The organism is Candidatus Sphingomonas colombiensis (genome assembly GCA_029202845.1).
Taxonomy (GTDB): domain Bacteria; phylum Pseudomonadota; class Alphaproteobacteria; order Sphingomonadales; family Sphingomonadaceae; genus Sphingomonas; species Sphingomonas colombiensis.
Genome location: CP119315.1, coordinates 1,848,880 through 1,863,197, shown reverse-complemented (window position 1 = coordinate 1,863,197; position 14,318 = coordinate 1,848,880). Strand labels below are relative to the sequence as shown.

Here is a 14,318-nt window from a genome sequence, read left to right as displayed (position 1 = left end):
CGCCCGGCGGGGGAAAGACCGGGCGGCGGGGGAAAGAATTATTCGGAATCGACCAGCACCAGCTCCGCATCCTCCTGCGCGGTGATCGCGAAGCTGCGGCCACCAGACAGCGCCGCGCCGTCTCGAGCCTCAAACGCCTCGCCGTTGATCTCGATCCGCCCGGTGGCGGGGACGAGATAGGCATGGCGCCCCTCGCCCAGATCATAGGTGAGCGTTTCGCCCGCCTTCAGCGTCGCGCCCATCACGCGGGCGTCGGCGCGGATCGGCAGCGCGTCCGCATCGTCGGCGAACCCGCTCGCCAGCGTGACGAAGCGGCCCGAACGATCGCCCTTGGGGAAGGGCTTGGCGCCCCAGCTCGGGCTGCCGCCATTGGTGCGCGGCATGATCCAGATCTGGAACAGTGTGGTCGGTTCATTCTCCAGATTATATTCGGCATGGCGAACGCCGGATCCGGCGCTCATCACCTGCACGTCTCCGGCCTCCGTGCGACCGCGATTGCCCATCGAATCCTCGTGGGTGATCGCGCCGGAGCGGACATAGGTGATGATCTCCATGTCGCGATGCGGATGCGGCGGAAAGCCGTTATGCGGCGCGATCAGATCGTCATTCCACACGCGGATCGCGCCCCAGCCCATCCGGGCCGGATCGTAATAATTGGCGAACGAAAAATGGTGGCGGGCGTCGAGCCAGCCGTGGTTGGCGTGGCCCAGGCTTTCGAACGAGCGGCGTTCGATGCCGCTATCGGTCTTGATCAGGGTGTCAGTCATGGCAACCTCCATTGCTTGACTGGAAGATAGGTCGGCGCGATGGTCGCGAAAATGGAAACGTTTGAAACGGATTGTTTCCAAATGTGGAGCGTAAGATGCGGCTACCCGATCTTGAAGGCTGGGCGACCTTCGCCACCGTCGCCGATCACGGCTCGTTCAGCGCGGCTGCGATCGCGATCGGCGTGTCCAAGGCCACCGTCTCCAAAACGGTCGCACGGCTGGAGGCATCGCTCGGCCAGTCGCTGTTTCACCGCACCTCGCGCCGGCTGACGCTGACGGAAGCGGGCAAGCCGCTCGCCGATCGCGCGCGCCAGATGCTGGCGGAGGCGGTGGCGGCAGAGGAAGCGGCGCACGATGCCGCCTCCGCTCCCGCCGGGCGGGTGCGGCTCGCCGCGCCGATGACTTTCGGGGTGACCAATATCGCGCCGTTGATCGCCGAATTTCTCACCGCGCATCCTGCGATCGAGATCGAACTCGCGCTGTCCGATGCGCGAGTCGATATCGTCGCGGAGGGGTTCGACGTCGCGTTGCGCATCGCCGATCTCCCGGACAGTTCGCTCCGCGCGCGGCGGCTATGCTCGATCAGCGCCAGTATCGTCGCCGCGCCCGCTTATCTGGAACGGCACGGCACGCCGCACCATCCGGGCGAACTCGGCGAGCATCGGCTGCTCGGCTATACCAACCTCACCGGCCCGTGGCGCTTTCGCGGGCCGGGCGGCGCGGAGGTGGCGGTGCGCGCGGAAGGGCCGCTTTCCGCCAATAGCGGCGACGCGCTGATGCCCGCATTGGTCGCCGGGCTCGGCATCGCACGGCTGCCGAACTTCATCCTCGGCGATACGCTGGCGCACGGACAGGTGATCGAGATTTTGCCGGATTGGCGCCCGGCCCCGGTCGGCCTGCATCTGCTCACCCCGCCCAGCCCGCTGCGCCCCGCGCGGGTGGAGGCGCTGATCGCCTTCCTTTCGCAGCGGCTGCGCGACTGAGGCGCGCGCAAAGGCGGGTTGATCTGTCATTTTCCGGGAGTATGAGCGCCGCCATCGAGCCAATTTCGACTCGCCACAAGGATCAACGAACCCAATGCCCCGCTCAAGCCCGTTGTCGGGCGACGGAGACAGTAGAAGCACCGCTTCGCTATTCCCGATCGCCCCCGGCCCGGTGGCGGTTCGCAACGGTCAGCGCCAGGCCTGACCGCGCGATCCTCCTCGGGCTCGCTACGAACCCGATGGAAGTCGCAAATGACAAAAATCCCCATTTTCATGGCGGCCGCCGGCTGCCTTGCCGTGCTCGTGCTACCCGCCGCCGCGCAGACAACCGACCAGCCGACGCAGGACTGGGCGATCCACGGACAGGCGACGTTCGTCGTACAGGGCGTGGGCGGCTTCGCCTCGCCCTATTCCGGGGCGAACAGCCTGGCGCCGCGTCAGGTGCGCGAGACCGGCGACGTCACCGCCTTCATTGGCGCGCGGCCGTGGGCGGGCGCGGAAATCTGGGCCAATCCGGAAATGGATCAGGGTTTTGGCCTGTCCGACACGCTCGGCGTCGCCGGTTTCCCAAGCGCGGAGGCATATAAGGTCGGCCGCGCCAACCCGTATTTCCGGCTGCAACGCCTGTTCATTCGCCAGACGATCGGGCTTGGCGGCGGACGCGAGAGCATCGCGCCGACCGCGAACCAGCTCGGCGGGATGCGCGACGCGGACCGCATCGTCATCACCGCCGGCAAGTTCGGCGTCGGCGACGTGTTCGACACCAATGCTTATGCCCATGATCCACGCAGCGATTTCCTCAACTGGGCGGCGGTGGATGCCGGCACGTTCGATTATGCCGCCGACGCCTGGGGCTATTCGACCGGCGCCGCGATCGAACTCTATCGCGCGGCATGGACGGTGCGAATGGGCGCGTTCAACCTGTCCAAAGTGCCCAATGGCGAAACGCTGGAGCGCGATTTCAGCCAATATCAGATCGATGCCGAGATCGAGCATCGCCATTCGATCGCCGGCCACCCCGGCGCGGTGCGTGTCACCCTGTTCCGCAACCACGGGCGCTTCAGCCGCTACGACGACGCGCTGGCGCTCGCCCAGGCGACCGGGGCGGCGATAGATCCGGCGCTGACGCGGCGGCCGATGACGCGGCTGGGCGTGCATTTCAATCTGGAGCAGGAACTGACCAGCGATCTCGGCATGTTCGCGCGCGCCGGCATCGCCGATGGCGCGATCGAGCCGTATGACTTCACCGATATCGACCGCAGCGCGCAGATCGGTGCGGTGCTGCGCGGCGCGCGCTGGCAGCGCAGGGACGATCGCATCGGCCTCGCGCTGATCGTCAACGGCATAGCGGCCGAACATCGCGCTTTCCTGGAAGCCGGCGGGATCGGCGTGCTGGTCGGCGACGGGCGCCTTCCGCATGCCGGGGCGGAGCAGATCGCGGAGTTGTTCTACGCCGCGCGCATAACCCCGGCGCTGGAGGCGACCATCGACGCGCAGCATATCGCCAATCCCGGCTACAATCGCGATCGCGGGCCGGCGAACGTGCTCGCGCTCAGGCTCCACGCCGCGTTCTGACTTGCCATGCGCGCCGCTTTCGGCCGTTATCCGCCGCCATGCGTGAAGATCCCCTGCTCGATCACGAGGAGCCGGTGCCGCCCGGCGTCGCCCACCCCAGCCATCTGATGTTTGGCGCGGGGCTGATCGCGCTCGCCATCATCGTCGCGCTGGTGGCGGGCGCGCTGGTCAGGCGCCATCCCTTCGGCTTCGATCGCACGATCATCCTCGCGCTGCATGAGGCGGGTCCGATGTGGCTGCGCCATGCGGTGATCGACATCACCGCGCTGGGCGGGGTCACCGTGCTGGTGTTCGTCGTCGCCGCGACGACCGGGCTGCTGCTCGTCCGCCGCTTGTGGTTCACCGCCGCGCTGGTGGTGATGGCGACCACGCTCGGCTCGCTGATGGTCGATCTGCTCAAGACGATCTTCAGCCGCCCCCGCCCCGAAATCGTTGATCACGTAGTAGCGGCGAGCGGCTATAGCTTCCCGAGCGGCCATGCCGCGAATAGCGCGATCGTTTATCTCACCATCGCGGCATTGGTGACTCAGGTGACGCGCGGGCACACCACGCGACGCTATATCGCGCTGATTGCGGGCGGGCTGGTTGCCGCGATCGGACTGAGCCGAGTGTATCTCGGCGTCCACTGGCCGTCCGACGTGCTCGCCGGCTGGAGCTTCGGGACATTGTGGGCGCTGGGCTGCTGGACGATCGGCGCGCGGGCGCGGATGAGTTTAGTCCACCAGCGCCAATAGCCGATGGGCCGCCTTCAGGTGCGGCGCGTCGATCATCTTGCCGTCGAGCTGGAGTACCCCCGCCCTCGGATTGGCCGCGAAAGCATCGACCACCGCGCGAGCGTGCGCGACCTCTTCAGGTGCCGGCGTGAAAGCGGCGTTGATCACCGCGATCTGGCTCGGGTGAATCGCCATCATCCCCGTAAAACCGTCGCGCCGCCCGCGCGCGGCATAGGCAGCCAGCCCGTCAAGATCGCGGAAATCGGGATAGACCGTCTCGATCGCCGGTACGCCCGCCGCATGGGCCCCGAACAATGTGAGCGCGCGCACCACCTTGTACGGATCGGTATAACCGCCATCGGCCTCGCGGCTGGTAACCGCGCCGATCGCGGCGGGCAAATCCTCCGCTCCCCAGGTCAAACCCGCGAGCCGATCGCCATCATACGTGCCGAGCGTGAACACCGCGCGCGGCGTTTCGCTCGCGATCGGCAGCACGATATAATCGCCCCGTAAGCGCGCGCGCAGATCATCGACCGACGCGCCGCCCTCCGCCTTGGGCAAGGTGATCCCCGTAACCGGCAGCCCCTCAAGCGCCGCGAGATCGTCCTCGATCAACGCCGAATCGAGCGGGTTGATGCGCACGAACAGCGCCGGCCCACCGGGCGCCCGCCCGACGAACTCCCGCACCGCCGCCCGCGCCGCCGCCTTGTTGGCGAGCGACACCGCATCCTCCAGATCGAGGATCAGTGCATCTGCGCCCAGCCCCAACGCCTTCTCCATCCGCTCCGGCCGGTCGCCGGGGACGAACAACAACGAACGCAACCTCACTTGCCCATCTCCGCCAGCTTGTGTTCCCACGCCAAAGCGTCGCGCACGATACCGTCGAGGTCATCGCGCTTCGGCCGCCATGGCAGGCGCCCGAGGATCGCGCTGTTATCCGCGACCAGCTCGGCCGGATCGCCCGCGCGACGCCCCTCGAAACGGCGCTCGATCGTCACATTGGTTACGCGATCAACCGCGTCGAGCACCTCCAGCACCGAAAAGCCGCGCCCATAACCGCAGTTGAGCGTGTGGCTCTCCGCCGGCCGCTCGATCAGCAGCCCCAGTGCGGCGACATGCGCGTCGGCGAGGTCGGAGACATGGATGTAATCGCGCACGCCCGTGCCATCGCGGGTCGCGAAATCGCTGCCGAACACGCCGACATGGCCCCGCTTGCCTGTGGCCGCCTCGACCGCGATCTTGATGAGATGGGTGGCGCCGATCGTCGATTGCCCGCTGCGGCCGTCCGGGTCGGCACCCGCGACGTTGAAATAACGCAGCGCGCAATAATTGATCGGATGCGCGGCCGCCACGTCGCGCAGCATCGCCTCGGTCATCAGCTTCGACATGCCATAAGGGTTGATCGGCACGGTCGGATCGCCCTCGGCCACCGGCACGCGCTCCGGCGTGCCATAGGTTGCGGCGGTCGAGGAGAAGATGAAATGCGGCACGCCCGCGACCACCGCGCTTTCGATCAGGCTGCGCGAGGCCGCGGTGTTGTTGCGATAATATTTGAGCGGATCGGTCACCGATTCGGGCACCACTACCGATCCGGCGAAATGCATGATCGCGCGGACGCGGTGCTCGCGGATCACGTCGCGGACGCGGGCATCTTCCACCGCCATCTCGACCAGCGTCGCGCGGCGGTCGACCGCCCAGGCGAACCCGGTGACAAGATTGTCGACCACCACCACTTCATAGCCCGCGTCGAGCAGCGCCAACACCGCATGGCTGCCGATATAGCCGGCGCCGCCCGTCACCATCACCTTGCCGTCAAAAGTCATGCGATGCTCCTTTGCGTGGGCGTTAGCGGCTTCCTACATTGGCCGCAAAGGAGACCTCATCCATGACGGAATATGCAACGCTCGCCGGTGGTTGTTTCTGGTGCACCGAAGCGGTGTTCAACGACGTGATCGGGGTGGAATCGGTCGAAAGCGGCTATATCGGCGGCACCGCGCCCAACCCGACCTACAAGCAGGTGTGCAGCGGCGACACCGGCCATGCCGAGGCGATCCGCATCGGCTTCGATCCCGCACAGCTCAACTATGGCGACCTGCTCGACATCTTCTTCGCGACGCATGATCCCACGCAGCTCAATCGGCAGGGCAACGACGTGGGCACGCAATATCGCTCCGCCATCTTCCCCGCGAGCAACATGCAGGAGGAGCAGGCCAACGAGGCGATCGCTCGCGCTCAGGTTGGGCTGGACAAGCCGATCGTCACCACGATCGAATATGCCGACGAATGGTGGCCGGCCGAGGATTATCACCAGAGCTATTGGGAAGGCGAAGGCAAGCGCAATCCATATTGCATCGCCTCCATCCCGCCGAAGCTGCAAAAGCTGCGCAAGAGCTTCGCGGCAAGGGCGAAGGCGGCAGCGACCGCCTGAACCAACCGAACGGGGCCGGCCGGGTTAAACCTCGGCCGCCCCCAATTCCTTGCGCATCCTGACGAGCGGCACGGGCACGCCGCCCACATCGTCGGTCACCGCCTCGATCGGGCGATAGCCGCAGGCGGTATAAAGCGGTTGCCCGCTCATCGTGCCCATCAGCTCAACCGCGCCGAACCCCTCGCCCGCCGCCACGCGCTCGCAATGATCGAGGATCAGCCGCCCGACGCCACGCCGTGCGAAATCGGGGTGGGTGTACATCGCCCTCACCCGCGCCGCGTCACGCGCCGGATCGAGCAATTCAGGCCGGCGCAGCGAGACGCTATGATCCCCGCCATACAGCGTCGCGCGGCGGCTCCATCCACCGCAGCCGGCCAGCGCACCATCCTCCTCGACCACGAAATAGGTGCGGTCGGCGATCAATTGCGTGTCCAGCCCCATCACCGCGCGGCTCGCGATAACCTGTTCGGGCGACAGAAAACCCTGTTGCAACGTGTCGATCGCCAGCGCCATCAACTCGCGCAATGCCGGCAGATCGGCCTCGGTCGCGGTGCGGATCGTGAAACTCATCGACATTCCCTCAGCGATGCGCCGCGCGGCGCAAGCGGTCGTTGATCGCCGCCCCGATCCCGGCAGCAGGCACCGGCGCGATCGCGATTGCCGCGCGGTCGCTCGCATCGGCACGGTGGAGCGCATCGAACAGCCGCGCGGCTGCCTCCACCGGATCGCCCGACGCCGATAGCGTATCATCGCCCGCAACCGCGCCGAAACCGATCAACCACTCCCCATCTCGTGCCGCCGTCGCATCGAGCCGCAACGGCTTGGCCGGCGCATAATGCGTCGCGAGCTGGCCCGGCGCGGTTACCTTTCCCCCGGCTTCAGCCAGCGGCATGCCCAATTCCTCGCTGGAAATCGGGCCGGGCCGCAGGATGCGGCCTTGCATCACGATGGTCGATTCGAGCCCAGCCGCGCACGCACCGTCATCGACGATCAACGGCACACGCGTGCCGAGGCTCGCCGCGACGTGCTCTGCGCGGGTCGGGCTGATCCCGTTGCTGGCGTTGGCGGAGGGCGCCGCGAGCGGCTTGCCCGTCGCCTCCAGCAGCGCACGCATCGCGCGATGTGCCGGCACACGCAGCGCGATCGTGCCCAGCCCCGCGGTGACGAGTGCGGCGATCCCCGCGTCTGGCCGCGCCGGCAGCACCAAAGTCAGCGGCCCAGGCCACCACCGCGCGGCCAGCGCGCGCGCCGCATCGTCGAATATCGCGATCCGCTCCGCCGCCGCGAGATCGGGGACGTGAACGATCAACGGGTTGAAGCTCGGCCGCCCCTTCGCGGCATAGATTTGCGCCACCGCGCGCGAATCCGTCGCATCGGCGGCGAGGCCGTAAACCGTCTCGGTCGGCACCGCGACGATTCCGCCGCGCGCGATCTCCGCCGCCGCTTCCGCGATCGCCGCCTTGCCGTAGCGTCTCAAACCGGGGTGTTGAGCTGTCATCCCGTGGGGCTATAGCGGCGCGCGCAAGGAGATAGAAATGCCCTTCACTGCCCCGACCACCGAACAACGCTTCATCCTCGACCATGTCGTCCGACTTGGTGAGCTTGCCGCGACCGATCGCTTCGCTGCGGCATCCGATGACGTGATCGATGCGGTGCTTGAGGGGATCGGCCAGTTCGCTGCCGGCGAATGGGCGCCGCTCGCCCGCGCCGGCGATACGGTCGGCGCGAAATGGACGCCTGAAGGCGTGGTGATGCCGGCGGGCTATCAGCAAGCGTATCGCGCCTTTGTCGAGGGCGGCTGGGGCACGATCGGCGCACCGGAAGCGTTCGGTGGGCAGGGGCTGCCCTTCACGATCCAGACCGCGGTGCTGGAAACGCTCGGCACCGCCAATATGGGCTTCGCGCTTTGCCCGATCCTGACCGTCGGCGCGATCGAGGCACTGGCGCATCATGGTACGCCCGAGCAGCAAGCCGCCTATCTCCCGCGCCTCACGACGGGCGAGTGGACCGGCACGATGAACCTCACCGAGCCGCAGGCTGGCAGCGACGTGGGCGCGCTCAAGACGATGGCGAAGCCGCGCGGCGACGGCAGCTGGTCGATCAAGGGCACGAAGATCTTCATCTCGTTCGGCGATCACGACATGGCGGAAAATATCGTCCATCTCGTGCTTGCCCGTACCCCGGATGCACCGGCGGGAACGCGTGGCATCTCGCTGTTCCTCGTGCCGAAATACCGGCTCGATGCGGATGGCAATCCGGGCGAGTTCAACGACGTGCGCGTCGTCTCGATCGAGCATAAAATGGGGCTGCACGCCTCGCCCACCTGCGTCCTCTCGTTCGGCGATCACGACGATTGCATCGGCCATCTGATCGGCGCCGAACATGCCGGGATGCGCGCGATGTTCACCATGATGAACAATGCCCGCCTGAACGTGGGCCTGCAGGGTGTGCAGGTGGCCGAAGGCGCGACGCAGAAGGCGGTCGAATATGCCCGCGAACGCATTCAGGGCACGCGGAACGGCCAGCCCACCGCGATCATCGAATTTCCTGACGTGCGCCGCATGCTGATGCGGATGAAGGCGCAGACGCTCGCCGCACGCGCCCTGGTCTATTACGCCGCCGGTCAGGTCGATTACGCCGGTCTCGGCGACGCGGCGGCGAAGGATCGGCTGGAACTGGTGACCCCGCTCGCCAAGGCGCATGCCACCGATATCGGCAACGAAGTCGCGAGCCTCGGCGTGCAGATTCACGGCGGCATGGGCTTCATCGAGGAAACCGGCGCGTCGCAATTCTTTCGCGAGGCGCGGATCACGCCGATCTACGAAGGCACCAACGGCATCCAGGCGGCCGATCTGGTGGGGCGCAAGCTCTCGCTGTCCAACGGTGCCGCCTTCGCGAGCCTGATCGCCGATATCCGTGCCGAAGCGAAGGACGCGGGGCTGATCGCGCTGGTCGATGCGTGCGAACGCGTCGGGCGCCGGCTCCAGACCGCCGATGCCGATGACCGGCTGGCGGCGAGCTATCCGTTCCTCAACATGCTGTCGATCGCCACCGCCAGCTGGCTGGTCGAGCGGCTCGCGCGCGAAAGCGCCGACGATGCGCCGGGGCGCACGCGTCGTGCGATCGCGGCATTCTATCTCGCGCAGATTCTGCCGGAAGCCGCCGGGCAGATCGCCGCCGCCGAGGCCGATGCTAGCGCGCTCTACCAGCTCGACGCGGAGGCCTTCGTCGTCTGACTCACGCGTCGTTCAGCCGATCCGTGCGTTATGGCGCGGTGAACTGGACGATCGCCGCGCCGGAAAACCGCTACCGCCTCGTCGCCGCGCTCGCGGCGGGGGCGGCGCAGATGCTGCTCGTGTGGGTGCTGGTGACCGGGCTGACGGTACGCATCCCGCATGTGATCGAGCGCAGCATGGCGGTGTTCGGCGTCATCCCTGATCCGCCTCCACCGCCGCCCGAACGCATCCCGCCGCCGCCGCGCCATAGCGCCGCCGCCAAGGGCAACCCCTCGCCGCCCAATCTCCGCTCGCAGGCCACCCCGGTCGCCGCGCCCATTCCGGTGATCCCGCTGCCGATCCCTCCGGTGATGGTCACCGCGCCCAAACCCTATATCGGCGCGCAGCCGACAACCGGCGCAAGCGATGTGGCCGGCCCGGGCACCGGCGCGGGCGGCCAGGGCAATGGTTATGGCGGTGGAGGAGACGGCGACGGCGGCACCGGCCCGCGCTGGCGCAGCGGGCGGCTCAAGGATTCCGATTATCCGCCCGACGCGGGGCGCGCTGGCGTCAACGGCACCGTGGCGGTGCGCTATCTGGTCGACACCACCGGGCGGGTAACGGAGTGTGACGTTACCCGCTCCAGCGGCAGCACCGCGCTGGACGACACTACATGCGGCCTGATCCAGAAACGCTTCCGCTTCTCCCCCGCGCGCGATGGCAGCGGGCGCCCGGTGCGGGCATGGATTGTCGAGAACCACACATGGGTGATCGAACACGATCCGACGCCGCCGGATGAGGATGACCGACGGGGAAGGTGAGGCTGGGATTGGCGGGAAGTCGTCGGGCGCTTTCGGGGACAACGATGCATAAAGCCGACATGCCGCAAGGGCCTTTTGCGCCGACCAAACCGCTGATCCTGCAACGGGCCAGCCGACTGCGTGAGTGGTAACCCCCTCACAACATTACACGCTCAGCGCAATTCCGCCTTCACCGAATAAGATATGATCCGATCCGCAATGATGAGGTGCAACGGCGGGGCGAAATCGCATCGCGGCTTGCGTCCGGTGAACTCGATCTGAAGCACGCGCGTCGCTTTGTCATTGGGCAGCGACAGATCCGTTTCCAATTCCGTTCCCGGCCGCGCGGTCAGGATGTGCATGGTCGATGCACGCTCGCCTTCGAAAAAGGCGTTCAGCTCAAACCCGCGAACCCATGCCCCGCTCATCCGCTGCGGCTGGGAGAAAGGCACGCATACCAGCAGCGCGGCCCGCTCCCCTCCGCCCGAATGATTTAGCAGGCATTGCGCGATTTGCCGCTGAGACACTGCGCAGCTTTGCGACGGGCCAACCGAACAGCCCGAAAGAACACTGACGGCCAACACTCCGCCGATCGATTTACCCCATCGCCGCATATGGCGACGTTAGAAGCCGGCACTGACTACGGCAATCAGCTTGCGAAACGGGTGCGTGCGAAAGCAACCCCTTTTGCAACAGCGGCGACGGCTGCTTTCAGGCGCAGTGGGAAGCGGCAATGGACGGCAGTGATTCGGGGCGAACCCCGCGGCTACGCCCGCTCCGCCATCAGATCGGTGAGATCGAGCCCGAGCAGTTCGATATAGCCACGGATGCGGGGCCATTGGTTTTGCACGAATGCCTCGCGCTCTGACTGGCGCAGGCGCTCCGCCGCGCCGGGGAGGACGAACATCCCCACCCCGCGCCGCACCTCGACATAGTCATCGTCCTGAAAGCTTTGATAAGCCTTGGCGACGGTCAGCGGGTTGGCGCCATGTTCGGCAGCGAGCGCGCGAACCGAGGGAAGCTGGTCGCCCGCGCGGAAGTCTCCACGCAATATCCCTGCGGCGATCGTCGCGCGCAGACGGATGTAAACCGGGCTGTCCTCGTTGCTCAAAGCTGTCATGGTGCCTTAATACAGCAAATGAGGCAGAAAGCCAGTCCTAACCACCCCAATGGCTGATTACCGCGGCCGCTTCGGGGCGCGGGCGCTCCTCCAATGGCTTGCCGGGCGTGCCGATGAACACGAAGCCGGCGATACGCTCCGGCGCGGCGCCGAATGCATCGCGCACGCTATCGGAAAAAGCAGCCCAGCCGGTCAGCCAGCCACCCGCGAAGCCCATCGCATGCGCGGCATGAAGCAGGTTCATGCACGCCGCGCCCGCCGACAATTCCTGTTCCCACAAGGGGATCTTGCTGTCGACGCGCGGCGACGACAGCACCACGATCAGCGCAGGCGCCTGCGCGGCGAATTGCTCCAGCGCCTCGATCTCGATCCGTTTCGCCTCGGGCCGCTCGGCGCGATAGGCATCGACGATCACCTGCGCGAGCGCGGCGCGGCGCTCTGCCCCGACGATGACGAAACGCCAGGGCGCGAGCTTGCCGTGATCCGGCGTCCGCGCGGCGAGCGCACACATCTCCTCAAGCTGCGCGGTGCTCGGGCCCGGCCCGGCGAGGTCGCGCGGCTTGCCCGACCGGCGGGTGGCGAGAAGGGATAGCGGCGTGGAGCGATCGTTGAACATCGCGGCCGTCCCTACCCGGCTCGCACACCCATTTACAACGCGCGCGTTAGCGCGGCGCACCACCCTCATCGATCGGCGTGGAAAATGCCAAAGCCAGCGCCGCAATATTTCGTGCAAAAAACGACACGTCGCCAGTGCATTATGATCTCTCTACGGATCGCCCGCGACACAAAAACACGCTCCCCTGCGCACGCGTCCGCCGCGTGATCGCGGCGTTGTGCTGATCGAATTTGCAACGTAGTTTCCGCTGCAACAAAATATTCAGAGAAAGTACCTGCAGATGGTGGACACCCCGACCGCGGACACGCCGCGCGAGCCGGATATCTCCCACATCAATCCGGCTGTCGGAAACACCTGGTTCGGCCATCCCAAGCCGCTGTTCTGGCTGTTCGGCACAGAGATGTGGGAGCGGTTCGGCTATTACGGGATGCGGGCACTCCTGATGCTCTATCTCACCAAGCATTTCGTGCTTGGCGATCGCGCCTCGGCCGGCCTCTATGGCGGCTATACCGCTTTGGTCTATCTGACCCCGCTCGTCGGCGGGCTGCTCGCGGACCAATATCTCGGATCGAAGCGCGCGGTGCGGTTCGGGGCGCTGATGATGGCGATCGGCTATTTCACGCTCGCGTTCGGCGGAACGCCGGCCAAGCCATATCAGGTGATCGACGGCACGCGTTATGAAGTGGTCGTCGAGAATTTCCGCGACGCGCCGACCAGCGACCCGGCGGAAGCGCGCCACCTGCTCTATGACGGGCAGAAACTGGTGATGCACGGCAATGACGACGGCAGCCTGTCTCTGCTCGCCGCCGATGGGCACGTGGTCCGCCGCGTCGCGGCCGGCAGCTTCAGCGAACAGGCCGATCACAACCCGCTGACCATCACGATCCTGCTGCTCGCCTTGTCGCTGGTGTCGGTCGGCAATGGCTTCTTCAAGCCGAACATCTCCACCATGGTCGGCGAGCTTTACACACAGGGCGATCGCCGCCGCGATGCCGGTTTCACGATTTTCTACATGGGGATCAACACCGGCTCGATCCTCGGCCAGTTCCTCTGCGCGATCTTCGCCGACACGATCGGCTGGCCGGCCGGTCTCGGGCTGGCCGGGGTCGCGATGGTGATCTCTTTCCTGATGATAACCTTCCACGGCGGGCGGCTCGAAGCTTATGGCAATCCGCCGCCGCTCAAGGGGCGCGATCCGGCGTTGCTGATCTACCTCCTCGCGATCCTCGCGGTCCCGCTATTCTATCTGCTGTTCATGAATCTGATGACGACCGAAAAGGCGGCGCCCGGCGCGGGCTTCATCGGCTATCTGATGACGCTGCCCCTGATGGGCCAATTGCTGTTCGGCACCTTCCTCGTCTCGGTTCCCGCCATCCTGATCTGGTCGTTCGTCAAGGGCAGCCGGAAAGAGGGCGAGATGATGCTCGCGGCGATGGTGCTGATCGTGTTCAACGTCGTGTTCTGGACATTGTTCGAACAGGCGGGATCGAGCCTCACGCTGTTCGCGGACCGCAACACCGATCGCAGCGTGTTCGGCCTGTTCACGCTTTCCGCGCCTCAGACGCAGAACTTCAACCCAATTTCGATCGTGTTGCTCGCCCCGGTGATGAGCGCGCTGTGGGGCTGGCTCGCCCGGCGCGGGCGTGAGCCTTCCATCCCGATCAAGTTCGCGATCGCGCTGATGGGCGTCGGCGGGGGGTTCCTGTTCCTCGTGTGGGGATCCACCTTCGCTGGGCCGGATTTCAAGGTCGGGCTGTGGTGGCTCGCGGGGCTCTATGTGATCCACTCGCTCGCTGAATTGTGCATCTCGCCGGTGGGCCTGAGCATGATTACCAAATTGTCGATCGCGCGGGTCGTCGGGCTGATGATGGGCGTGTGGTTCCTGTCGATCTCCGTCGCGCAATATGTCGCGGGCGTCGTGGCGCAATTCGCCAGCGTCGAAACGATCGGCGGCCAGGTTACCAACCTGAAGGTGAGCCTGGATACCTATACGCACACCTTCACGATGATCGCCCTGGTGGCGATCGCGCTCGGGGCGCTGCTGTTCGTACTGTCGTGGCCGCTCAAGAAGTGGATGCACGGCGTGCAGTAAAATCAAACC

Annotated in this window: 15 protein-coding genes; 7 read left to right on the top strand and 8 right to left on the bottom strand. The window is 66.3% G+C overall.

What is annotated here, in order from left to right; translation table 11 throughout:
* Positions 1–38 precede the first annotated feature (38 nt).
* The gene (locus P0Y64_08820) at positions 39–767 is read right to left on the bottom strand and encodes a pirin family protein (protein ID WEK44858.1); all 729 of its coding nucleotides are present in this window, start codon (positions 765–767) and stop codon (positions 39–41) included.
* Positions 768–862: 95 nt separating this feature from the next.
* On the opposite strand from P0Y64_08820, the gene P0Y64_08815 reads away from it, so the two are divergent.
* The 3 genes from P0Y64_08815 (at position 863) to P0Y64_08805 (ending at position 4,059) form a co-directional block, all read left to right on the top strand.
* Complete coding sequence (locus tag P0Y64_08815; GenBank protein WEK44857.1) at positions 863–1,750, top strand: LysR family transcriptional regulator; 888 nt, start codon at positions 863–865, stop codon at positions 1,748–1,750.
* Positions 1,751–2,002: 252 nt separating this feature from the next.
* Entirely contained in the window at positions 2,003–3,325 is a 1,323-nt protein-coding gene (locus P0Y64_08810; protein ID WEK44856.1) for a carbohydrate porin, read from the top strand.
* 38 nt (positions 3,326–3,363) lie between these two features.
* Positions 3,364–4,059: a phosphatase PAP2 family protein gene (locus P0Y64_08805; GenBank protein WEK44855.1), complete on the top strand. Its 696-nt coding sequence runs from the start codon at positions 3,364–3,366 to the stop codon at positions 4,057–4,059.
* Here P0Y64_08805 and P0Y64_08800 read toward each other — a convergent pair.
* Together P0Y64_08800 and galE are read right to left on the bottom strand one after the other, a co-directional pair.
* The gene (locus P0Y64_08800) at positions 4,039–4,866 is read right to left on the bottom strand and encodes a CoA ester lyase (protein WEK44854.1); all 828 of its coding nucleotides are present in this window, start codon (positions 4,864–4,866) and stop codon (positions 4,039–4,041) included. The genes P0Y64_08805 and P0Y64_08800 overlap by 21 nt on opposite strands.
* Positions 4,863–5,861 carry a UDP-glucose 4-epimerase GalE gene (gene galE, locus P0Y64_08795; GenBank protein WEK44853.1) on the bottom strand — a complete coding sequence of 333 codons (999 nt, stop codon included), beginning with the start codon at positions 5,859–5,861 and terminating at the stop codon, positions 4,863–4,865. The genes P0Y64_08800 and galE overlap by 4 nt, the downstream gene beginning before the upstream one ends.
* A gap of 62 nt (positions 5,862–5,923) precedes the next feature.
* On the opposite strand from galE, the gene msrA reads away from it, so the two are divergent.
* Positions 5,924–6,466 (top strand): peptide-methionine (S)-S-oxide reductase MsrA, encoded by a 543-nt coding sequence (gene msrA, locus P0Y64_08790; protein WEK44852.1) that lies wholly within the window; start codon positions 5,924–5,926, stop codon positions 6,464–6,466.
* 24 nt (positions 6,467–6,490) lie between these two features.
* On the opposite strand, the gene P0Y64_08785 is transcribed toward msrA, so the two are convergent.
* Entirely contained in the window at positions 6,491–7,042 is a 552-nt protein-coding gene (locus P0Y64_08785) for a GNAT family N-acetyltransferase (protein WEK44851.1), read from the bottom strand.
* A 4-nt stretch (positions 7,043–7,046) separates the two neighbouring features.
* The gene (locus P0Y64_08780) at positions 7,047–7,964 is read right to left on the bottom strand and encodes an L-threonylcarbamoyladenylate synthase (GenBank protein WEK44850.1); all 918 of its coding nucleotides are present in this window, start codon (positions 7,962–7,964) and stop codon (positions 7,047–7,049) included.
* A gap of 37 nt (positions 7,965–8,001) precedes the next feature.
* On the opposite strand from P0Y64_08780, the gene P0Y64_08775 reads away from it, so the two are divergent.
* Both P0Y64_08775 and P0Y64_08770 read left to right on the top strand, forming a co-directional pair.
* A complete protein-coding gene (locus P0Y64_08775) occupies positions 8,002–9,702 on the top strand; it encodes an acyl-CoA dehydrogenase (protein ID WEK44849.1) in 1,701 nt (566 codons plus the stop codon).
* 23 nt (positions 9,703–9,725) lie between these two features.
* On the top strand, positions 9,726–10,502 hold the full coding sequence (locus P0Y64_08770; GenBank protein ID WEK44848.1) for an energy transducer TonB: 777 nt from the start codon (positions 9,726–9,728) through the stop codon (positions 10,500–10,502).
* A 152-nt stretch (positions 10,503–10,654) separates the two neighbouring features.
* Here P0Y64_08770 and P0Y64_08765 read toward each other — a convergent pair whose 3' ends face one another.
* The 3 genes from P0Y64_08765 to P0Y64_08755 form a co-directional block, all read right to left on the bottom strand.
* Entirely contained in the window at positions 10,655–11,008 is a 354-nt protein-coding gene (locus tag P0Y64_08765; protein ID WEK44847.1) for a hypothetical protein, read from the bottom strand.
* 239 nt (positions 11,009–11,247) lie between these two features.
* Entirely contained in the window at positions 11,248–11,601 is a 354-nt protein-coding gene (locus tag P0Y64_08760; protein ID WEK44846.1) for a GntR family transcriptional regulator, read from the bottom strand.
* A 37-nt stretch (positions 11,602–11,638) separates the two neighbouring features.
* Positions 11,639–12,217 (bottom strand): nitroreductase, encoded by a 579-nt coding sequence (locus P0Y64_08755; GenBank protein ID WEK44845.1) that lies wholly within the window; start codon positions 12,215–12,217, stop codon positions 11,639–11,641.
* Between the two features lie 280 nt (positions 12,218–12,497).
* On the opposite strand from P0Y64_08755, the gene P0Y64_08750 reads away from it, so the two are divergent.
* Positions 12,498–14,309, top strand: coding sequence for a peptide MFS transporter (locus tag P0Y64_08750; GenBank protein ID WEK44844.1), 1,812 nt, complete (start codon positions 12,498–12,500; stop codon positions 14,307–14,309).
* Positions 14,310–14,318 lie beyond the last annotated feature (9 nt).